We start from the raw sequence: 20,403 nt of genomic DNA, 5'->3' as shown, positions 1-20,403 counted from the left end.
AGGTGGCGAAGGCGATCCGCGCCAACGGCGCCCCCGTCGCCGTCGACTGGATCGCGGGCGAGGCGGCCGCGGGTCGCGGTGGTCACGGCCCGGCGGCCGTGGTCGCCACCGAGACAGCCGCAGGTCGAGGCGCGGTGGCCGTGTCCGTGGCGGAGGCGCTGCGGTGAGCGCGCGCCGCCCGGACGCAGGGTCCCGCCGCGCGGGCGCGCCCGACGCGCTGGCCCGCGTCCTGGACGGTTCCGCCCCGGCGTTCGCCCTGCTGCACCGGCCGCAGAGCGCGCCGGGCACGGTGGAGGTGCTGCTCGGGTCGGCGGCCCCGTACGCGCGCCTCGGCGATCTGCCGCTGCCCGGGGCCCCGGAGGGTTCCGGGGACGGCCCCGGGGAGGTGCTCGTCGTCGTGCCGTACCGGCAACTGGCCGAGCGCGGCCACGCCGTGCGCGACGACGGCGAGGCGCTGATCGGGATGCCGGTCACCGAGCGGCAGGAGCTGCCCGTCGCGGAGGCCCTGCGGCGCCTCCCCGACGAGCCGGTCAAGTCGGACCAGCGCGGCTTCGATCCGCCCGACCGGGAGTACGCGGAGGCGGTGCGCCGGGTGGTGGCCGAGGAGATCGGGCGGGGGGCGGGTGCGAACTTCGTCGTCAGGCGCACGTTCACCAGCCGGCTGCCGGACTTCACCCGGGCGGGCGCCCTGTCCTTCTTCCACCGGCTGCTGCGGCGCGAGAACGGCGCCTACTGGACCTTCCTCGTGCACACGCCGGGCCGCTGGCTGATCGGCGCGACACCCGAGCGGCACATCAGCGTCGAGGACGGCACCGCCGTCATGAACCCGGTCAGCGGCACGTACTGCCATCCGGTCGGCGGCCCCACCCTCGACGGGGTGCTGTCGTTCCTTGCGGACCGCAAGGAGACCGACGAACTCGCCATGGTCGTGGACGAGGAGCTGAAGACCATGGCGCGGATCTGCCCGGACGGCGGGCAGTTGCTGGGCCCGTACCTGAAGGAGATGGCCCGCCTCTCGCACACGGAGTACCTGATCCGCGGCCGGTGTGACCTCGACGTGCGCGAGGTCCTGCGCGAGACGCTGTTCGCGCCGACCGTCACCGGGTCACCGGTGGAGAGCGCGGCGGAGGTGATCGTCCGCCACGAGAGCGCCGGCCGCGGCTACTACAGCGGAGTGCTGGCGCTGATCGGCCGGGAGCCGTCCGGCCGGCACAGCCTGGACTCGGCCATCCTGATCCGTACGGCCGACATCCGCGGCGGGTCCGGCGCCACCCCGGAGGAGGCGCGGCTGAGCATCGGTGTCGGCGCCACCCTGGTCCGGCACTCGGACCCGGACACGGAGGCGCGCGAGACCCGCGCCAAGGCGGCCGGGCTGCTCGCGGCGCTCGGCGGGGGCGCGCCGGGCCGGTTCGCCGGACACCCCGACGTACGGGCCGCGCTGGCCGCCCGCAATGACGCCCTCGCCCGGTTCTGGCTCGCCGAGCCCGAACGGCGGGGCACGCCCGCCCGCCACGGCGGGGCCGCTCCGCGGATCCTGCTGGTGGACGGCGAGGACACCTTCACCGCCATGCTGGGCCACCAGCTGGGCGCGCTGGGCGCCGCGGTGACGATCCGCCGCTGGGACGAGCTGGGTGAGCCGGACCGCGGCCGGGCGGCCTCCGACGGGCAGCCCGGCGGCGGGCGTCCCGGTTCAGGGCTCGGCGAGTGGGGTCTCGACGGCTGGGATCTCGTGGTGCCGGGTCCCGGCCCCGGGGACCCGCGCCGGCTCACGGACCGGAAGATCGCCCGGCTCCGGGCCCTCATGGACCGGCTCGTGGCCCACGACCGGCCCTTCCTCGCCGTATGCCTCAGCCACCAGTTGCTGAGCATCCGCCTGGGTCTGGACCTGGTCCGCCGCGATGTGCCGAACCAGGGCACCCGACGGGAGATCAGCCTGTTCGGCCGGCGCGAACACGTCGGCTTCTACAACACGTTCGAGGCCCGCTGCGAGCGGGACCTGCTGCACCATCCCCGCCTCGGGCCCGTCCAGGTCGCGCGTGATCCCGCCAGCGGCGAGGTGCACGCCCTGAAGGGCGCCCGTTTCGCCTCGCTCCAGTTCCACCCCGAATCCGTCCTGACCCGGGACGGCCCCCGCATCCTCGCGTCCCTCCTCGCCGGGCTGCTGCCTCCGTGACCCGAGCGGCACCGGCACCGGCGCCCCCACCCACCACACCACCGCACCCCGGCAGGAAAGGACACGCCATGGTTCACGCGCTCGTCGCGGGCGGCGGCATCGGTGGTCTCGCGTGCGCGCTCGCCCTGGCCCGGGGCGGACACCGGGTCACCGTCCTGGAGCGGCGGCAAGAACTCACCGAGATCGGCGCGGGCATCCAGATCGCGCCGAACGGGTTCCTCGCCCTGGACCGGCTCGGTGTCGGGCCCGCGGTCCGGGCCCGCGGGGTGCACGTCGAGGCGCTGCGGCTGGTGGACGGCGCGACCGGGGAACTCCTGGCCGGTCTCCCGCTGACCGGCGAGTACCGGCACCGGTTCCGCGGCGGTTACGCGGTGGTGGGGCGACGCGATCTGTACGGCCCGCTGCTCGCCGCCTGCCGGGCGGCGCCCGCGGTGACGCTGGTGACCGGCGCGTCCGTGGCCGACTACACCCAGGGGCCGGGGGACGTCACGGTCCGCACCGCGGACGGCCGCGCCTTCCGCGGCGACCTCCTCGTGGGAGCCGACGGGCTGTGGTCGGCCGTCCGGGCACGGCTGGTGGACGACGGCCCGCCGAAGCCCTCCGGCCACACCATCCACCGGGCCCTGGTCCCCGTCGAGCGCGTCCCCGAACACCTGCGGTGGAACACGGTGACTCTGTGGGCCGGCACGGGACGGCATCTCGTCCACTACCTGATCGACGGCGGCCGGCACCTCAACGTCGCGTTGACCGTGGACGACGGCGCCCAGGAGCTGGTCAGCGGCCGGCCGGTCCCGCGCGAGCACGTCCTGGACCGCCTCGACGGACTGCACCCGCTCGCGCGGAACGTGGCGGGCCTGGCCGACGCGTGGCGGGAGTGGGTGCTGTGCGACCGTGACCCGGTCGCCACGTGGACCGACGGCCGGGTCGCCCTGCTGGGCGACGCCGCCCACCCCATGCTGCAGTACGCCGCTCAGGGCGCCTGCCAGGCCCTGGAGGACGCGGTGGTCCTCGGCGGCCTGCTCAACTCGGCCGGTCCCGGCGCGGTGCCCGGACTCCTCGCGGTCTACCGGGACGCCCGCTGGAGCCGGGCGGGCAGCGCCCAGCTCCTGGCGCGGGAGATGGGCGACCGGCTGTACCACCCGAGCGGTGCCCTGGCCCGGTCCCGCGACGCGCTGCTGCGGTCCCTGTCGGAAGAGGACCTGTACGCGAAGGTCACCTGGCTGCACGGCGCCCGCGACTTCACCGGCCCCGGCCCCGCCGCACTCACCCGGGAGCTGGTGGGACCACCGGCCACGGCGGAGGGCGGCCGGCCCGTGCGGGCCACCGCGGGGAGCGGCCGGCTCGTTCCGTAATCCGGGAGGCCGGGAGCGTGAGGCCGTCCGCGCCGGCTCGTCCTGTGATCCGGGAGGCCGGGAGCGTGAGGCCGTCCGCGCTACCGCGCCGAGGGCCCGCCGCCCCGTCGTCCTGTCACGGCCGTACCGGCTGCTCGGCCCGGTGCCGGTGGCGGTTGCGCCGCAGCGCCGCCACCGTGCCGAGCAGCGCGCCGACGGCGAGGACGATCAGGCCCCGCAGCCACACCCGGCCCTCGATCTGGGTGGCGAGCAGGACGCAGGAGGCCGCGCCCAGCACGGGCAGCACGGTTGGGGCGCGGAAGTGCGGTTCCGTGCCGGGATCGCGGCGCAGGACCAGCACGGCGGTGTTGACGATGAGGAAGACCACCAGCAGCAGGAGGACCAGAGTCGACGCCAGGACGGCGACGCTGCCGGTCAGCGCGAGGGCCATGGCCGGCACGGTGGTGGCCGCGATGGCGGCCCAGGGCGTGCGGCGGCCGGGCAGCACCTTGGCCAGCGGTGCGGGCAGCAGGCCGTCGCGGGCCATGCCGAAGGCGAGGCGGGACGCCATGATGCCGGTGAGCAGGGCGCCGTTGGCGACGGCGACGAGCGCGATGGCGCTGAAGAGCAGCAGGGGCACTCCGCCCGCTTCCTTGACGACCTCCAGGAGCGGGCCGCTGGAGGCGGCGAGCCGGTCCGTCGGCACGGCCGCCGAGGCGGCGATGCCCACCAGCACGTAGACGGCCCCGGCGGTGGCCAGCGCGCCGAACAGGGCGCGCGGGTAGGAGCGGCGGGGGTCGCGGGTCTCCTCGGCGACGTTCACGGACGTCTCGAAGCCGACGAAGGAGTAGTACGCGAGGACGGAGCCGCTGAGTACGGCGGCGGCGGCGCCCTTCTCCGGGGTGCCGAGGCGGGTGAGCCGCCCGGGGTCCGCGTCGCCGCGCAGCAGCAGCCACGCGCCGAGGGCGACGACGATGAGCAGCCCGCCGACCTCGATGACGGTGGCGACGACGTTCGCGCGCATCGACTCCTTGATGCCGCGCGCGTTGAGCAGGGCCAGCAGGGCGAGGAACACCACGGCGACCAGGCCCACGGGCAGGGTCACGAAGGCCGACAGGTAGTCGCCGCCGAAGCCGCGGGCCAGGGCGGCGACGGAGACGATGCCGGCGGCGAGCATGCAGAACCCCGCGAGGAAGCCCGCGAACGGGCCGAACGCCCGCGTCGCGTAGTGGGCGGCGCCGCCGGCCCGCGGGTACTTCGTGGCCAGCTCGGCGTAGGAGGCCGCGGTCAGCAGGGCCAGCAGCAGGGCGACGGCCAGCGGCACCCAGACGGCTCCGCCCGCCTCCCCGGCGACCTGCCCCACCAGCACGTACACCCCGGCGCCCAGGACGTCCCCGAGAATGAAGAAGTACAGCAGTGGGGTGGTCAGGGCCTTCTTGAGCGCCGGGCCGCCCGAGGCGGCCGAGGGCTGCTGTTCTCTCACCGTCGACATGTCGACTCGTGTCCCCCGTGACGCGGGAGTCACGCATGACGCTCCGTGCGCGGGCGCATACGGGCGCCCCGCTCCCGGTTCAGATCTGGGCGGAGTGCGGCCGGGCCGTCGGGGCGAAGGCCGCACGGTAGGCGGTGGGGGTCGTGCCGAGGGCGCGCCGGAAGTGCAGCCGGAGGTTCGCGGAGCTGCCCAGACCGCACCGGTCGGCGATGTGGTCGACGGTGAGTTCCGTGCTCTCCAGCAGCTCCCGGGCGCGGTCGAGCCGGGCGGCGAGCAGCCACCGCAGGGGCGTCGTGCCGGTCTCGGCGACGAAGCGGCGGGCGAAGGTCCGCGGTGCCATGTGGGCGTGCGCGGCGAGCCGGGTGACCGTCAGGGGTTCGTGCAGGCGGGACAGGGCCCACGCGCGGGTGGGCGCGAGGGTGACGCCGTACGGATCGGGGGCCAGCGGCCGTTTGATGTACTGGGCCTGCCCGCCGTCGCGGTGGGGAGCGGAGACCAGGGTGCGCGCCACCTCGTTCGCCGTCCGGGAGCCGAGGTCGCGCCGTACCAGGTGCAGGCACAGGTCGATACCGGCGGCGACTCCCGCCGAGGTCAGCACCTGTCCCTCGTCGACGTAGAGCACGCGAGGGTCGACCGACACCTTCGGGTACCGCGCCGCCAGTTCGCCGGCGTACTTCCAGTGGGTGGTGACCTTGCGGCCGTCCAGGACGCCGGCTGCCGCCAGCGCGAACGCCCCCGTGCAGATGGACACCAGCCGCCGCCCGCGGTCGTGCGCCGCGGCCAGCGCGGCGAGCACGTCCACCGGAAGCTCCCGCAGGTGCGGCGCGTACCCCGGCACCACCACGGTGTCCGCGTCGCGCACCGCCTCCAGTCCGGCCCCCACCGTCACGGCGAACCCGGCCGCGGTCGGGACCGGCCCCGCGGTCCGGCCGCACAGGGTCAGGTCGTACGGGTCGCCGGGCACGCCGATGAAGACCTGGGCCGGGATGCCCAGATCGAGGGGGAGCACGCCGTCCATGACCAGTACCGCCACGCGCTGCGGCGCACGGGAGGTGGCCGTTTCCTCACGCATGGAGGCAAGTCTGCCACTGTCCTGGCCGATGGCCGCAGCCGATCATCGATGCCATGACCGATGTGACGACCACCGGCCTCCCGCCGCTGCCCGACACTCCCCTCGCCCGCCGCGCGCTGGACCTGGTGCGTGAGACGGAGTCCACCGCGACCGCCAACCACAGCGTCCGCAGCGCGCTGTTCGCCCGTCTGCGCGCCGACCACCAGGGGGCCGAGCCGGGGCGTGACTACGATCCGGAACTGCTGTTCCTGGCCTGCGTCCTGCACGACATCGGCCTGACCCGGGCGGGCGACCGCCACCAGCGGTTCGAGGTCGACGGCGCCGACACGGCCGCGGAGTTCCTCACCGCGCAGGGTCTGCCCGCCGCCGACGTCGACGCCGTGTGGGAGGCCATCGCGCTGCACACGTCGCCGGGCGTCGCCGAGCGCCGCGGCATCCTGTGCGCCCTGGTGCACCAGGGAACCGGCATGGATTTCGGCTGGGACACGGACTGCGTCGACGACGCCACGGGGGCCGCGATCCACGCCGCCTATCCGCGGCTGTCCATGGCCACCACCCTCACCGACGAGATCGTCGCGCAGGCACGGCACCGCCCGGAGAAGGCGCCGCTCTTCTCCATCGCCGCGGAACTCCTGCGGGAACGGTCCACGCCGCCGCACCGAACGCGGATGGAGACGATGGCCGAGGCCGCGCGCTGGGGCAACTGACCTGCAACCGGGCCCTCACTGAACCCCCTTCCGCCGAGCGCGCCGCGGCGGACGGCCACTGCCGCTCCCCCTTCCCGCCCCCGACCGACCGATCGAGAAACGGAGTACCGACCGACATGAACCGCCGTACTCTCCTGCACGCCGGCACCGCCCTCGGTGCCGCGACGCTGACGGCCGGCGCCGCCACCCGGGCCGCTGCCGCGCCCGCCGCCGCGCCCCGGCGCGACCGTCCGTTACGCGTGCACGTCGTCATGTTCGACGGCGTGGAGGAACTCGACTTCTCCGCCCCGTACGAGGTGTTCTCCGCCTCCGGCTACTTCGCCGACCGGGAGGTGGAGGTCCGCTGTGTGACGCTCGACGGTCCGCGTACCGTCCAGGCCGCCTACGGCACGAGGCTGCGCGTCGACCACGGATGGGCCCCCGGCGAGGCGGACCTCCTCGTCGTCCCCGGCGGCGGCTACGCGCGCCGCGAGGATCCGGGTGTGTGGGCGGAGATCCGGCGCGGCTCCCTGCCCCGGGCCCTGGCCGCCGCGACCCGGCCCGGCCTGACCGTCAGCGCCCTGTGCACGGGCGTGATGCTGCTGTCCGCGGCCGGGCTGACCCGGGGCCGCCCGTGCACCACCCATCACCGGGCGCGGGCCGACCTGGAGCAGCAGGGCGGCGTGCTGAAGAACGCCCGCGTGGTCGACGACGGCGACCTGGTCACCGCGGGAGGGGTGACCTCCGGGCTGGATCTCGCCCTGTGGCTGGTACGCCGCGAACTCGGCGCGGACGCCGCGGTGGGCCTGGAGCAGATGCTCGAGTACGAGGCCCGCGGCACGGTGTGGACGGCCTGAAGCCTCACCGCTCGCCCGGCATGCGGTTCGGCACGACGGCCGCCACGGCCAGGAACGGCGAGGCCTCACCTCGCCGTTCCACCGCGGCCGCGCACGCGTTGTTCAGGAACCGGCGAGTTCGGCCAGCAGGTCGAAGGCCAGCGCGTCGAACGAGGTCGCGCCGTCGCCGCTGAAGGTGTTCACCATCATCAGCGCCGCCGTCCCGCTCTTCCTGTGGAACACCGCGCAGGTGCTGAAGCCGTAGGTGCCGCCGTTGTGCCAGGTCACGGTCCGGCCGTCGGACAGGGTGCCGAAGTGCCAGCCGAGCCCGAGCCGCAGCCCTGTGCCGGGGTCGGTGAAGTGGTGCCGCTGCGTCAGCTCGATCGCTTCCCGCAGGGGTGAGCGCTCCGGGCGCAGCTGGGCACTCAGGTAGCGGAGCATGTCGTCGGCGGTGCTGTACATCGAGGTGCCCGCGCCGCTGAGGACGCGGTCGCGCCAGTCGGGTACGGCTTCCCCCTCCATGTGCCCGACGGCCTTGCGGGAGGCCATGTCCGGCCGCAGGGTCGTGGTGGTGTCCGGCAGGCGCAGCGGTGCGGTCACCCGGCGCCGCAGCATCAAGTCGACGCCGTCGAAGGCGAGGGCCTGGCCGAGCAGTCCGAAGCCTAGGTTGGAGTAGGCGTACGCGCTTCCCGGCTCATGGACCAGGGCGGTCCGGGGCAGCCCGGCGGCCAGGTCCTTCAGCGTGTAGTGCGCGTACGGGTTGTACGGGTCCGCGTCGTCCAGGAGGTTGGCCGGGAGGCGGGGCAGGCCGGAGGAGTGGGTCGCCAGGTCGCGCAGGGTGATGTGCCGGGTCTTTCCGCGCGGGACGGTGAACCCCGGCGGCAGGGTGAGGGGCGTGTCCAGGCGTACCCTGCCGGCCCCCACGGCACGCGCGAGCGCGGTGGCGGTGAACGTCTTGCCGATCGAGCCGAGCTGGAAGACGGTGCGGCCGTCGGGGGCGGGGCCGTCCTTGGCGGCGCCGGCCACATGCCGCCGGCCGTCGCGGATGACACCGAACACGGCGCTGGGCGCTCCGGCGGCCAGGGCCCGGTCGAGATAGGGGCGCACCCGCGCCGCCAGGCCGTCCCCCGCTGCCGTGGCCCTGCCCGGTATCAGTGCCGTACCGGCCGCGGCCGCCACCGTGCCCATCAGTCTGCGTCGGTTCACTGGTCATCCCTCGAGTCGTCGGTGGGCGCGGGGGCCACCGCGGACAGCAGCACGAGGAGCGGCACGACCCTGCCCGCGGGCACCTGGTAGTGGCCACGTCCCCCGGCCTCCAGCCAGCCGGCGGCGGTGAGTTGCCTGAGGTGGTGGTAGAGCTGCCCGGTGGTGTTCAGCCCGGCGGTCTCCTGCAGGCCGGCCGCGGAGCGGGTGCCACGCAGTACCGCCCGCAGCAGGGTGAGGCGCACCGGGTGCCCGAGCGCGGCGTAGGGCACGGCGTGGTCCGACCAGTCAGCGTCGAGCAGGCTGCCGGTCTCCGCGGCCTGCTGCCACTCGTAGTGCTCCCCCGTGGGCAGGTCCACGGCGCCCGTGAACAGCACCTGCCCGTCCCCGGTCAGCCGTCCGCGCAGGCCTTCGAGTGCCCAGAACACCTCGTCGGGAGATGTCTGCCGTGTCTGCGGTGCCGCTTCCAGCCGCGCGACGCGTTCCTCGAGCGCGGCAAGCCGCTCGGACAGGGAGTCCTCAGCCATGAGCCGGAGATTACGTTATTACGTAATAACGAAGCAAGCCGCGCGGCAGCGGGATAGCGGCCACGACCGCGACGGCGGGCGTCGCGGTCGTGGCGGGCGTCGCGGTCGTGGCGAGCGGAGTCGCGGAGGCGGAGTGCGGGGGCGGGCTCGGGCGCACGAGGTCACTCATGCGCCGCGCCGGTCAGGGGCATGACACCCAACCCCCGCCCCCTGTGACCCCCGTCAGCAGTACAGGTTGCCGCCGGGGCTCACCCCCAGGATTTGCGTGAACCGCTGGTAGTTGTTCACGCGGCTCTGCACCTGCGCGGGGTTCTTCCCGTCGCACTCCAGGGAGCCGTTGATGCTGCGGATCGTCTGGCCGAAGCCGGCGCCGTTCACCATGGCGTTGTGCGGGGTCATGCTGCCGGGGCCGGTCTGGGTGTTCCAGTACCACAGAGCGGTTTTCCAGGCTATGGCCGAGTCGTTCTGCACCAGCCAGGGGTTGTTGAGCAGGTCGATGCCGAGCGCGTCGCCCGCCGCCTTGTAGTTGAAGTTCCAGCTCAGCTGGATCGGGCCGCGTCCGTAGTAGGCGGCCTGGCCGGCCGGACAGCCGTAGGGCCGGCTCCAGTCGCAGTAGTGCGGGTAGTTGGCGGTGTTCTGCTCCACGACGTGGACCAGTCCGCCGGTCTCGTGGCTGACGTTGGCGAGGAAGGCGGCGGCCTCCTGCTTCTTCACCGTGTCACTGCCGGTGTTGGCGAAGCCGGGGTAGGCGCTCAGGGCCGCCGTGAGGCCGCTGTAGCTGTAGAAGGGGTTCCTGTTGGGGAACATCTGGTTGAACTGCGCCTCCGTCACGACGAAGCGCGCGTCGGGCGTGCCCGGCCCGCTGTCGCAGGCGTACGGCTCCCAGTACCAGGTGCTGATGACCGGGTCGTAACCCGGGTTGGCGTGCTCGGCGATGTACGCCTTGCCGTCGGTGTAGCGGACGATGTCACCGGCGTTGTACGCCTTGCCGGCCACCCAGTTGGGGTAGCTGGAGCACGCCGCGGCGGCGGCGTTCGCGGCCGGGAGCAGCACGGGTGCGGTGCCGGCGAGGGCGAGGACGGCCAGGAGGGAGGAGACACGACGTCTCGACACGGGATCAACTCCTTTACGGAACACGGCCATCACGCTGGGCAGGACGCAGCGGAGCGCACACGCACCGGTGGACCGGACACGGCGTGGGGGCGGCCGTGGTGGGGGGTTGTGGAGGCACACTCAACCGTGTTGGTCTGTACCAGTCAAGGGTGTAGACCAGTCACTCCCGGATGTCCCGGTCTGAGAAGTGCGGCGGAGGACGGCACGGCCGGACGACAGGTCCGGCAAGGCGGGCAAGGTCGGCAAGGCGGGCAATCCGGCTGACGCCCGCAGCGGCCACGGACAGTACGGGCAGCCCGACGGAGGTGATGACGGCTGACGGCAGGCTTGCGCCGGTCCGCCGAGGGTACGGTGTCGGTCAGCACGCCGCCGGACCCGGTTCGAGGGCGCAGCGGGGTACTCGGCACAGCGGATGCCGCCGGGCGGACGTGCCGTCGGCCGGCGCCGCAGCGACCGACGAGCAGGGGAAGGGACATGGCAGGGCCTGGGCATACGCCCCACAGAGGACCGAGGTCCGGCACGGCAGCCACTGCCGCGCTGACCGGCGCGCTGGAAGCCATCGGAACCGGCGCCTACGTGGTGGACGCCGAGGGCCGCATCATCACCGTCAACTCCCGCGCCGAGGAGATGCTCGCCCGGTCCGCCGCGGAACTCGTCGGCCGTGACGCGCACGACCTGCTGCACCGGGACGCCCACGGCCAGCGGCTGCCGAGGAGCCAGTGCTCCATGCGGCAGGCCTTCCACACCGGACGCGCCGCCCAGGGCGAGGCGGACCACTTCGCGCGCGGAGACGGCACCGTACTGCCCATCTCCTGGCTGATCACCCCCTACGACCTCGGCGGCGACAAGGGCACGCTCGTCGTCTTCCACACCTGCGACCACCCGCAGGAAACCGGTCGGAGACCGGGCGCGGCGGCCGCGTCGCTGTCGGAGCTGGAACGGCTCGCGCTGCTGGCCGAGACCACCACGCGGCTCACCTCCACCCTGGATGTCGACGAGGCGCTGCGCCGGCTGGTGACGCTCGTGGTGCCCCGGCTGGCGGACTGGGTCGTCGTCGATCTGATCACCGAGCGCGACGAGGTGTGGCGCGCGCTCGTCGTCCACGCCGACGGCGACACGCTGGTGCACCGCGAGGACCTGCAGGGCCCGATGCCGCCGATCCCGGAGCAGTCCCCGATGCCGCTGTCCAAGGCCCTGCGCGGGGTCGCCTCCGCGGTCGCGGGGCCGGAGACCTACCAGCGGGAGCCGGACTCCGGGATCGCCGTCGAGCAGGGCCGCCTGTTCGAGGCGACCGGCATCCACTCGGCGGCCATCGCCCCCATCCGCAGCACCCGCGAGGTCCTCGGCGCGCTCACCCTGGGCCGCGCCGGGCACCCGGAGAAGTTCACGACCGCCGACCTGCCCCTGATCGAGGACATCGCGCGCCGCGCCGGGCTGGCGGTGGACAACGCGCGTCTGTACGAGCGCCAGCGCAAGGTCGCCGAGACCATGCAGAACCACCTGCTGCCCCAGATGCCGCGCGTGCCCGGGCTGCAGATGACGGTCCGCTACCTGCCCGCGCCCGACGCCTCCCAGGTGGGCGGTGACTGGTACGACGCCTTCTCCCTGGCCGACGGCGCCACCGCGCTGGCGGTCGGGGACGTCGTGGGCCACGACCTGGAGGCCGCGGCCGGCATGGCCCAGGTGCGCAACATGCTCCGCGCCTACGCCTGGGCGCTGCGGGAGCCGCCCAGCCGGATCGTCGACCGGCTCGACGAAGCGGTCATGCACATCACCGAGGTCGCCATGGCCACCATGATCCTCGCCCGCATCGAGGAGACGGACCAGGGCCACTGGAAGCTGACCTGGACCAACGCCGGCCATCCCCCGCCGCTGCTGATCAGCCACGACGGCCTGGCCCGCTACCTCACCGACGGTCACGGCATCCTCCTGGGAACCGGGTCCGGCAGACCGCGCACCGACGCGACGGCCCTGCTGCCGCCCGGATCCACCCTCGTGCTGTACACCGACGGCCTGATCGAAGAACCCGGCCACTCCCTCGACGAGGGCCTGTACCGGCTGCGCCGGCACGCCGCCGCCCTCGCCCACCGCCCCCTGACCTCCTTCACCGACCAGCTGCTGCGCCGGGTCCGCCCGGCCGCCAACGACGACGACGTGGCCCTCCTCGCCCTGCGGACACCCGCCCGGCCGTGACCGCGTCGAGGCGAGCCGCGACGGCCCGGCCGTCCCGGTGGATCCGGACCGAGCGGTGGAGGGAGCCGGCGGGGGCGCCCTCCCTCGGGAGGGCGCCCCGGTGGCGCCGCGGGTTCTACTTGCCGGTCAGGCGCACGGGGAGTTCGTACAGGTCGTTCTGGGTGACCACGGGCTTGTTTCTGAGTTCGGCGGCGGGGACGGCGAGGTCGAGGGCGGGGAAGCGCTCGTACAGGGCGGGGAGGGCCACCCCGGCCTCCAGCCGGGAGAGCGCGGCGCCGGGGCAGACGTGGGGGCCGTGGCCGAAGGAGATGTGCCGGGTGGCGGGGGTGCGGGTGATGTCGAACCGTCCGGCGGTGGGCCCGTGGGCCCGCTCGTCCCGGCCGATGGCGCCGTAGGAGACGATGAGCGCGTCACCGGCGGGCAGGACGCGGTCACCGACCGGGATGTCCTCGGTGGCGAAGCGGATGAGGACGTGCGAGGTGGGGGTCGAGTAGCGCAGGGTCTCCTCGATCACCGCGGACCAGTCCGCCGCGCCCGACAGCACCAGGGCGCGCTGGTCCGGGTGGGTGGACAGGTTGACGACCGCGTTGACGATCAGGGAGATGGTCGTCTCGTGCCCGGCGGCGACCATCAGCTGCAGGGTGGAGACGATCTCCTCGTCGGTGAGCCGGTCACCGCCGTCGGACGCGGCGATCAGCGCGCTGGTGAGGTCGTCGCCCGGCCGCTCCCGTTTGCCGGCGACCGTCTCGGCCATGATCGTGGCCAGTTCGGTGAGGGTGGCGACGACCTCGTGCGGCGGGGTCTGCGTGGAGAAGAACTTCTCGAACAGCACCTTCAGCCGGGGCAGCCGGGCCTCGTCGATGCCCATCAGGTCGGCGATCACGTACATCGGCAGCGGGTACGCGAACTCGGCCTTGAGGTCGACCACGTCACCGCCGGCCGGCAGCCGGTCCAGCAGGGTGCGGGTGAGCTGGGTGATGCGCTCCCGCATCTGTTCCACGCGGCGCGGGGTCAGTGCCTGGGCGACCAGGGTGCGCAGGCGGCGGTGGTCGGCGCCGTCCACGGTGAGCATCGACCGGCCGGGGTTGACCAGCCCGATCAGCGGCCAGTCGGCGGGGATCTCACCGCGCTGCCAGGCACCCCAGACGTTGATGTCCTTCACGACGCGGGGATCGGTCAGCAGCTGCTTGGCCTCGGCGTGGTGCGTGACGGCCCACACCGGCACGCCCCCGGGCAGCTCGACCGCGGCGAGCGGGCCCGCCTCGCGCAGCCGCGCGCTCTCGCCGTCGAGGTCGGTGACGAAGGGGTCGAGGGCGATCCGTGTCTGTTCAGTGCCGGTGGTCATACGGCGTGCCTCCAAGGGCAGGGGTCGGGGTGAACCGCACGGGCAGGGCCGTGAGTCCGCGCAGCCAGGGCGAGGGGCGGCGGGTCAGGGCGTCGGCGGGTACCGCCAGATCGATGTCCGGCAGCCGGTCCAGGACGACCTCGATGGCGGTACGGGCGATGACCTCGGCGATCTCCTGGGCGGGGAAGGGGCACCGGTGCTCGCCGTGGCCGAACGAGAAGTGGGCGTGGTTGCCGCCCGTGAGCGCGGCACCGTGGGTGCGCACCTGCGGGTCGTCGTTGGCGCCCTGGAGTCCGAGCAGCAGCAGGTCGCCGGCGCGGATGGGGCGCCCGCCGAGCCGGGTGTCGCGGGACGCCCAGCGGCCGGCCACGTTCTGGGTGGGGGTGTCCTCCCACAGGACTTCGCTCATCGCCTCGGCGACACTGTTGCGGCCGCCGAACAGCGACGCGGCGAACCGGGCGTCGGTGAGCATCAGCCGCAGGGAGTTGCCGATCCAGTCGGCGGTCGGCTGATGGCCGGCCGCCATCATCACCATGAGGTCCTGGGCGATCTCCTCCTCGGTGAAACCGCTGCTGTCGGCGAGCATCCGGGAGACGACGTCACGGTCGGGTGCGGCCTTGCGCGCGGCCAGCAGGGCGGCCATGGAGGCGGCCAGGTGCTGCTGGCCCGCGATCGCCCGCTCCCGGCCGTCGATCATGTCGTTCAGCGCGGTGACCAGCGCGGGCCCCTCCTCCTCGGAGAAGCCGTAGAGCCGGGCGAGCACGCGTACCGGCAGCAGCATGGCGTAGTCGGCGACCAGGTCCGCCTCCCCCTTGGCGCACACCGCGTCGATCAGTTCGTCCGCGAACCGCTCGCAGTGGCCGCGCAGTTCGAACGGATCGACGGCTTCGAGGGCGTCGCTGATCATCGCGGCGCGCTGCCGGTGCCGTTCGCCGACGGTGTAGAGGATGGACGGCTGCTTGCGGCCGATCATGGGCAGCAGCGGCCAGTCGTCGGGGATGTTCTCCCACTGGTTCCACAGGTCGGAGTCGCGGCTGAAGAGCACCGGGTCGCCGGTGACCTGGTGCAGTTCCCGGTAGCCGACGACGAGCCAGGCCGGGATGTCACCGTCGAGCAGCACCGGCACGACCGGCCCGTGCTCGCGGCGCATCTCCCGGTACAGCCCGGCCGGATCGGTCTGGAACCGGGGCCCGCCCAGGGGGACGGGGGTGGTGTTCACGGGACCAGCTCCTGGAAGGACTCGGCGTGCGGGGCGGCGTACCGGCTGCTGATGTGTTCGACGAGGGCGATCAGCACCTGCTTGCTGGACTCCCGGGAGCGGGCGTCGCAGTACAGCAGCGGGACGTGCGGGTCCAGGTCGAGGGCGGCGCGGACCTCGGCCGGCGGGTGCGCGGTGCCGCCGAAGTCGTTGCACGCCACGACGAACGGGGTGCCGTGGTGTTCCAGACGGTCGATGGCGTACCAGGAGTCGTCGATCCGGCGGGTGTCGACGAGGACGACCGCGCCCAGCGTGCCGGAGAAGAGCCGGTCCCACAGGAACCAGAAGCGCTCCTGGCCCGGCGCTCCGAACAGGTACAGCACGTTGCGCGCGTCCAGGGTGATCCGGCCGAAGTCGAAGGCCACGGTGGTGGCGGTCTTGCCGCGCACCTCGCGGATGTCGTCGACCGCCTCACCGGCCTGGGTCATGGTCTCCTCGGTGTTGAGCGGGCGGATCTCGCTCACCGAACGGACCATGGTCGTCTTGCCGACGCCGAAGCCGCCGACGATCACGATCTTCAGACCGTTGTCGGCGGAGGCACCCAGCGGAGTGCGGGCGTCAGAGATTGCGGAGTCCAACGAGCACCTGTTCCAGGATGTCGGGGTCGGGAAGGCCGGAGGAGGCGGCCGTGCGGGGGTGGCGGGCGCTGACGCGGCCCTGGTCGTGCAGGTCGGTGAGCAGGATCTTGGTGATGCTCACCGGGAGGCGCAGTTCCGCGGCGAGTTCGACCACCGCCGTGGGGCGCTCGGCGAGCCGGAGGATCGCCGCGTGCTCGGACTGCATGCCCGGCACCGGGGCGGACTCGGCCACGACCAGTGTCACCAGGTCGAACGGCGAGTCCGGTGCGGTCCGGCTCCGGCCACCGGTGACGGTGTAGAGCCGGTCGGGGGCATCGTCCCGGCCGGGGCGGCTCATGAGGTCCGCGGCTCGGCGCGCAGGTGGTCGCCGAGCTGCTCCACCAGCTCGTTCATGTGGTGACCGACCAGTCCGGGATCGGCGTCCTCGGTGGTGACGACCGCCAGGTGCGCTCCCTCACCGGCCTCGACGATGAACAGGACGCCGCCGTAGAACTCGGTCATGGCCGAGCGGACGCCCCCGGTGCCGTCGCCGAACTCCACGGAGGCCCCTTGGGACAGCGACTGGATGCCGGCGGCGATCGCGGCGAGCTGGTCGGCCTGATCCGTGGAGAGGCCCGAGGTGCGGCACAGCTTCAGGCCGTCGCGGGAGAGCACGAGCGCGTGGCGTGCGCCGGGGGTGCGCTCCAGCAGGCCCTCGATGAGCCAGGAGAGCTTCTCGTCGGTGGTGGTGCCGGTCATGGGGTGGGATTGCCTTCCGGATACGAGGAGTGATCGGGCCCGCCGGTGGGGTCTCGGATGGGTCTTGAAGGGTCTTGATGGGTCTCGGTGGGTCTGAACGGCTCTCGGGTGAGGGATCAGCCCCGTGGCGGACGTTCCGGTCTATGCGGTGGGAGTGTCGGAGCCGGACTCTTGCGCCGGGGGCGGTGCGGGGTTCGGGCCGCCGTCGGGTCCGGGGCGGGGGGCCTCCCCGCGCACCGCCTGGCGGAAGCTCGTGAACCTGGCGGTCCGGGTCCGGATGTCGGTGGGCGCGGCGCTCGTCCGGTCCGGCTGGGACGACTGCCCCGGCCGGGTGAGCTGGGTCCGGGACCGCTCGGCCGCGGCGAGGGTGTGGCCACGGCGGCGCCGGGGCAGCCCGCCGGCCGTGGTGCCGGTGTGCGGCGCCGCCGACCGGTCGGGGTCCGCCGTGGTGGACCCGGCGCCGGGAGCGTCCGTGCCGCCGGTGGTACGTACGCCCCCGGGCGCCGCATCCTGCTCCGAGCCCGCGGAGGTCGTGGAGGCCGGGGAGGCGGCGGACAGGCTCGACGCGGCGCCCTGCGAGGCGGGCAGGGCCGCGCGCGACGCGGTCCTCTCCGACGCGGACAGGGCCGCACCCGACGCGGACACAGCCGCACCCTCCGGCGCCGACGGCCGCGTGTCGGCGACGGTCAGGATCTCCTGCGGGAGCAGCACGAGAACGCCCGTGCCGCCGCGGGCCGACGGCCGGAAGGACACCTTCAGACCGTGCTTGCGGGAGAGCCGGCCCACGACCGCCAGTCCCAGCCGGGTGCCGGTCAGACCGCCGAGTCCGGTGATGTCGCCGGAGACCGCCCGTTCGGCCCGCCGCAGCTGGACATCGCTCATCACGAGCCCGCTGTCCTCCACGGAGACGAGCACACCGGCCGGTACCTCCTCCACGTACACGTGGACCTCGGACGTCGGCGGGGAGAAGTTCGTGGCGTTGTCGAGGAGTTCGGCCAGGACGTGCATCACGCCCTCGGCGGCGTGTCCGGCGACCGCCGTCTCGCTCGTGGAGTGGACGCGCACCCGCCGGTAGCCGCCGATCCGGCCCATGGCGCCCCGCAGGATCGACTCCATGGGGATGGGGCGGGCCCAGCGCCGGCCCGAGCGGGCCCCGGAGAGCACGGCGATGGAGTCGGCGACGCGGCCGGCCTGGGCGGTGCGGTGGTCGAGGTGGAGCAGGTCGTCCAGGACCTCTTCGTCGCTGTGCTTCTCCTCCATGGCGCGCAGGTCGGCGAGGATGCCGTTGGCCAGGGCCTGCAGTCGGGCGGCGGCGTTGGCGGTGGCGGAGATCGCCGTGGCCCGCTCGGTCTCCGCCTGACGGACCCGCTCGGCCAGCCGTGCGTGGTCACCGCGGAGGCGTTCGAGGTCGTCGGCCAGGACGTGCCGTTCCCGCTCCGCCTCCTGGGCGCGGCGCTCCAGTTCGCGGGCGAACTCCGCCTGCATGCGGGTCTTGTCCTGGAGCAGCCGCCCGATGTCGCCGCCGGCGTCGTCCAGTTTGCCGCGCAGCACGCGGCTGGTGATGCGGTACCGGGCGGCGACGGCCACGGCGGCGCCCAGCAGCACGGCGAGCGTCCCCCCGCCGGAGGCGAACAGCACGCGCGCGTCCGGCGGGACGATCGTCACCGCGGTACCGGCCACGAGCGTCATGGTCGGCACGGCGGCGGCCAGGGCGGGCGGCAGCACCGTACGGAGGCCGGGACGTTCACCCGGCGGACTGGGCGCAGTCATGAAGAGCGATCCTCGACCGTGGCCCAGCCGGGATCGGCGGCGTGCTGCCGACCGGTCGTCAACTGGTTACCACTGTGCATGAGTTGGTGACAGAGGCCGTAAGGATTCTGTGTGGTTGCGATCACTTGTGTCAATCGGCGCCCGCAACCGAGATCATTTCTTCGGGAAGACCCCGTTTTTCCCAGCGCGGCCGGCCCTTGCCCCTCACGGCTGCCGTGAGGGGCAAGGGCCTGTCCGTCCGCGGCGGGACGGAGCGTGCGGTGACCGTCGAATCAGGGCAGGGTCCACTTCTGGTTGGGTCCGGTGTGGCAGGTCCACAGATGGACCGCGGTCCCGTCGTTCCACGTACCGCCCGACGCGTCCAGGCACTTGCCCGACTGCGGATTGCGCACCGTACCGTCGGACTGCGCCGCCCACTTCTGCGCACCCGTCCCGTTGCACGTCCACAACTGGATCCGCGTACCGTCCGCGCTGCCCCCGCCGGAGACGTCCAGGCACTTGCCCAGCGCCTTCAGCGAGCCGTCACCACCGACCGTCCACCGCTGCGCGGCCGAACCGTTGCACGTCCACACCTGCACCTTCGTCCCGTCGGCCGTCTGCCCGCCGTCCACGTCCAGACACTTGCCGTTCACCCCCTTCACCTCGCCCGTGCGGGGCGCGGGCTCCTGGCCGCCGCCGCCCTGTCTGACGCGGATGTTGCGGAAGGACACCTCGTCACCGTCGCCGTGGTTCTGGATGCCGATGTGGCCCTGTGCGAGGCTGCGTGCCGGGTCGGTGTTGGTGAAGTCGTTGATCTTGCGGCCGTTGAGGAAGACCTCCAGGCGTTCGCCGGTGACGCGGAGTTCGTAGGTGTTCCACTCCCCCGGCGGGTTCAGCGCGGCGTCGCGCGCGGCGATGTCGGCGGACTTGAAGCCGTAGACGGAGCCCGTGGTGCGGTCGGCCGCGTCGGTGGCGTCGATCTGGATCTCGTAGCCGTTGTTCACCGCGGACCACGGGTCGTCGGAGGCCGGGAAGCCGAGGAAGACTCCGGAGTTGTCGTCGCCGGCCGCCTTCCAGTCGAGTTTGACGGAGTAGTCGCCGGTGAACTCCTTCGCGGAGTACCAGAGCATGCCCAGCCCGCCGTGGGAGGTGAGGCCGCCGTCGGCGAGGGTGAACCCGCCGGGACCGGCCTGTTTCCAGCCGGTGGTGGACGAGCCGTCGAACAGGGACGTGTAGCCGGTCTCGGGACGGCAGTCGGCGTCGGTCATGCCGGCCGCCCAGCGGATGCCGCCGAGGAGGTGGCGGCGGAAGGCGGGCTCGGTGTACGACTCGTCGGTGTGGCCGCCGCCGGTGTAGAAGGCCCGGCCGCCCTGGTAGTCCTTGCACCAGGCGATCGGGTGGTCGCCGGACATGTTCCCGCCCGAGTAGCTGGACTCGTCGAGCGAGGCGAGGACGTGGGCGCTGGTGCGCGGGTTGGTGCGGTAGTTGTACCACTCGTCGGTGCGCTGCCAGGTGCCGCCCAGGTGGGCGGTGGCGTCGTGCGCCCGGTCCTCCACCTTGACGGTGGCGGACTGGATGGCCGGGTGGGAGTGGAAGAGCGCCCCGGCGAGGCCTTCGTAGAAGGGCCAGTCGTACTCGGTGTCGGCGGCGGCGTGGATGCCGACGTATCCGCCGCCGCCCTTGATGTACTGCTCGAAGGCCGTCTGCTGGGCGGCGTTGAGCACGTCGCCCGTCGTCGACAGGAAGACGACCGCCTTGTACTGGGCGAGGTTGCCGGTCGTGAAGGCCTGCGCGTCCTCGGTGGCGTCGACGGTGAAGTTGTTCGCCGTGCCCAGGCCGCGCAGGGCCGCGATGCCGTCGTCGATCGAGGAGTGCCGGAAGCCGGCCGTCTTGGAGAAGACGAGGATCTTGTACGCCGGGTCGGCGGCCGCGCGGCTCTCCGCGGTGGCGGATGGGCTGCCGGTCGCGGGCTGGGCCGCGGCCTGCGGGGTCAGGCAGAGCACGGCGGCGGCGAACAGGCCGAGGGCCGCTCTCAGAGGTGTGCGCGATGCAAGGCGTGCACGGGGTGTACGGGTTGTCCGGGTGGTACGCATCAGGGTCGCCTCCTTT

At 73.5% G+C, this 20,403-nt stretch carries 17 protein-coding genes; 5 read left to right on the top strand and 12 right to left on the bottom strand.

The genetic code is table 11. The features are described from left to right. Positions 1–163: 163 nt before the first annotated feature. Together AB0K92_RS25385 and AB0K92_RS25380 are read left to right on the top strand one after the other, a co-directional pair. Positions 164–2,173: an anthranilate synthase family protein gene (locus tag AB0K92_RS25385; RefSeq protein WP_365926435.1), complete on the top strand. Its 2,010-nt coding sequence runs from the start codon at positions 164–166 to the stop codon at positions 2,171–2,173. A gap of 68 nt (positions 2,174–2,241) precedes the next feature. Then, the gene (locus AB0K92_RS25380) at positions 2,242–3,525 is read left to right on the top strand and encodes an FAD-dependent monooxygenase (protein WP_365926433.1); all 1,284 of its coding nucleotides are present in this window, start codon (positions 2,242–2,244) and stop codon (positions 3,523–3,525) included. Between the two features lie 115 nt (positions 3,526–3,640). Here AB0K92_RS25380 and AB0K92_RS25375 read toward each other — a convergent pair whose 3' ends face one another. Together AB0K92_RS25375 and AB0K92_RS25370 are read right to left on the bottom strand one after the other, a co-directional pair. Further along, a complete protein-coding gene (locus AB0K92_RS25375) occupies positions 3,641–4,996 on the bottom strand; it encodes an APC family permease (RefSeq protein ID WP_365926431.1) in 1,356 nt (451 codons plus the stop codon). A 79-nt stretch (positions 4,997–5,075) separates the two neighbouring features. Then, positions 5,076–6,068 carry a helix-turn-helix domain-containing protein gene (locus AB0K92_RS25370; protein ID WP_365926429.1) on the bottom strand — a complete coding sequence of 331 codons (993 nt, stop codon included), beginning with the start codon at positions 6,066–6,068 and terminating at the stop codon, positions 5,076–5,078. A gap of 53 nt (positions 6,069–6,121) precedes the next feature. Between AB0K92_RS25370 and AB0K92_RS25365 the strand changes: the two genes are divergently transcribed. Together AB0K92_RS25365 and AB0K92_RS25360 are read left to right on the top strand one after the other, a co-directional pair. Next, entirely contained in the window at positions 6,122–6,775 is a 654-nt protein-coding gene (locus AB0K92_RS25365; protein WP_365926427.1) for an HD domain-containing protein, read from the top strand. A 116-nt stretch (positions 6,776–6,891) separates the two neighbouring features. Continuing rightward, entirely contained in the window at positions 6,892–7,611 is a 720-nt protein-coding gene (locus tag AB0K92_RS25360; protein WP_365926425.1) for a DJ-1/PfpI family protein, read from the top strand. 102 nt (positions 7,612–7,713) lie between these two features. Here AB0K92_RS25360 and AB0K92_RS25355 read toward each other — a convergent pair whose 3' ends face one another. From AB0K92_RS25355 to AB0K92_RS25345, 3 genes are all read right to left on the bottom strand, one after another. Next, a complete protein-coding gene (locus AB0K92_RS25355; protein ID WP_365926424.1) occupies positions 7,714–8,796 on the bottom strand; it encodes a serine hydrolase domain-containing protein in 1,083 nt (360 codons plus the stop codon). Beyond that, positions 8,793–9,320: a winged helix-turn-helix domain-containing protein gene (locus tag AB0K92_RS25350; RefSeq protein WP_365926422.1), complete on the bottom strand. Its 528-nt coding sequence runs from the start codon at positions 9,318–9,320 to the stop codon at positions 8,793–8,795. The genes AB0K92_RS25355 and AB0K92_RS25350 overlap by 4 nt, the downstream gene beginning before the upstream one ends. 222 nt (positions 9,321–9,542) lie before the next feature. Then, complete coding sequence (locus AB0K92_RS25345; protein WP_365926420.1) at positions 9,543–10,433, bottom strand: glycoside hydrolase family 19 protein; 891 nt, start codon at positions 10,431–10,433, stop codon at positions 9,543–9,545. A gap of 474 nt (positions 10,434–10,907) precedes the next feature. On the opposite strand from AB0K92_RS25345, the gene AB0K92_RS25340 reads away from it, so the two are divergent. After that, positions 10,908–12,626, top strand: a complete 1,719-nt coding sequence (locus AB0K92_RS25340) for a SpoIIE family protein phosphatase (RefSeq protein ID WP_365926418.1) — start codon at positions 10,908–10,910, stop codon at positions 12,624–12,626. Between the two features lie 115 nt (positions 12,627–12,741). Here the strand turns inward: AB0K92_RS25340 and AB0K92_RS25335 are convergent, their stop codons facing one another. The 7 genes from AB0K92_RS25335 to AB0K92_RS25305 all read right to left on the bottom strand — a co-directional run bounded on the left by AB0K92_RS25335 (position 12,742) and on the right by AB0K92_RS25305 (position 20,387). Continuing rightward, positions 12,742–13,971, bottom strand: coding sequence for a cytochrome P450 (locus AB0K92_RS25335; RefSeq protein ID WP_365926416.1), 1,230 nt, complete (start codon positions 13,969–13,971; stop codon positions 12,742–12,744). After that, positions 13,955–15,190 carry a cytochrome P450 gene (locus tag AB0K92_RS25330; RefSeq protein WP_365926414.1) on the bottom strand — a complete coding sequence of 412 codons (1,236 nt, stop codon included), beginning with the start codon at positions 15,188–15,190 and terminating at the stop codon, positions 13,955–13,957. Before AB0K92_RS25330 ends, AB0K92_RS25335 begins: the two co-directional genes overlap by 17 nt. After that, on the bottom strand, positions 15,187–15,807 hold the full coding sequence (locus tag AB0K92_RS25325) for an ATP/GTP-binding protein (protein ID WP_365926412.1): 621 nt from the start codon (positions 15,805–15,807) through the stop codon (positions 15,187–15,189). The genes AB0K92_RS25330 and AB0K92_RS25325 overlap by 4 nt, the downstream gene beginning before the upstream one ends. Beyond that, complete coding sequence (locus tag AB0K92_RS25320; protein ID WP_165995083.1) at positions 15,788–16,144, bottom strand: DUF742 domain-containing protein; 357 nt, start codon at positions 16,142–16,144, stop codon at positions 15,788–15,790. The genes AB0K92_RS25325 and AB0K92_RS25320 overlap by 20 nt, the downstream gene beginning before the upstream one ends. Beyond that, entirely contained in the window at positions 16,141–16,545 is a 405-nt protein-coding gene (locus tag AB0K92_RS25315; RefSeq protein WP_165995085.1) for a roadblock/LC7 domain-containing protein, read from the bottom strand. Before AB0K92_RS25315 ends, AB0K92_RS25320 begins: the two co-directional genes overlap by 4 nt. Positions 16,546–16,686: 141 nt before the next feature. Beyond that, the gene (locus tag AB0K92_RS25310; RefSeq protein WP_365926409.1) at positions 16,687–18,315 is read right to left on the bottom strand and encodes an ATP-binding protein; all 1,629 of its coding nucleotides are present in this window, start codon (positions 18,313–18,315) and stop codon (positions 16,687–16,689) included. Between the two features lie 272 nt (positions 18,316–18,587). Further along, complete coding sequence (locus tag AB0K92_RS25305) at positions 18,588–20,387, bottom strand: lectin (protein ID WP_365926407.1); 1,800 nt, start codon at positions 20,385–20,387, stop codon at positions 18,588–18,590. Between the last annotated feature and the right edge of the window lie 16 nt (positions 20,388–20,403).

This window comes from Streptomyces sp. NPDC052687 (assembly GCF_040678395.1).
Classification (GTDB): Bacteria; Actinomycetota; Actinomycetes; order Streptomycetales; family Streptomycetaceae; genus Streptomyces.
This window is presented reverse-complemented; position numbering and strand designations above follow the sequence as displayed.

What these genes read in the sequence shown, in the direction of transcription:
- AB0K92_RS25310 (WP_365926409.1), bottom strand. Translation starts at nt 18,315, where the DNA reads ATGACTGCGCCCAGTCCGCCGGGTGAACGTCCCGGCCTCCGTACGGTG.
- AB0K92_RS25320 (WP_165995083.1), bottom strand. Translation starts at nt 16,144, where the DNA reads ATGAGCCGCCCCGGCCGGGACGATGCCCCCGACCGGCTCTACACCGTC.
- AB0K92_RS25380 (WP_365926433.1), top strand. Translation starts at nt 2,242, where the DNA reads ATGGTTCACGCGCTCGTCGCGGGCGGCGGCATCGGTGGTCTCGCGTGC.
- AB0K92_RS25315 (WP_165995085.1), bottom strand. Translation starts at nt 16,545, where the DNA reads ATGACCGGCACCACCACCGACGAGAAGCTCTCCTGGCTCATCGAGGGC.
- AB0K92_RS25335 (WP_365926416.1), bottom strand. Translation starts at nt 13,971, where the DNA reads ATGACCACCGGCACTGAACAGACACGGATCGCCCTCGACCCCTTCGTC.
- AB0K92_RS25375 (WP_365926431.1), bottom strand. Translation starts at nt 4,996, where the DNA reads ATGTCGACGGTGAGAGAACAGCAGCCCTCGGCCGCCTCGGGCGGCCCG.
- AB0K92_RS25305 (WP_365926407.1), bottom strand. Translation starts at nt 20,387, where the DNA reads ATGCGTACCACCCGGACAACCCGTACACCCCGTGCACGCCTTGCATCG.
- AB0K92_RS25350 (WP_365926422.1), bottom strand. Translation starts at nt 9,320, where the DNA reads ATGGCTGAGGACTCCCTGTCCGAGCGGCTTGCCGCGCTCGAGGAACGC.
- AB0K92_RS25360 (WP_365926425.1), top strand. Translation starts at nt 6,892, where the DNA reads ATGAACCGCCGTACTCTCCTGCACGCCGGCACCGCCCTCGGTGCCGCG.
- AB0K92_RS25365 (WP_365926427.1), top strand. Translation starts at nt 6,122, where the DNA reads ATGACCGATGTGACGACCACCGGCCTCCCGCCGCTGCCCGACACTCCC.
- AB0K92_RS25370 (WP_365926429.1), bottom strand. Translation starts at nt 6,068, where the DNA reads ATGCGTGAGGAAACGGCCACCTCCCGTGCGCCGCAGCGCGTGGCGGTA.
- AB0K92_RS25340 (WP_365926418.1), top strand. Translation starts at nt 10,908, where the DNA reads ATGGCAGGGCCTGGGCATACGCCCCACAGAGGACCGAGGTCCGGCACG.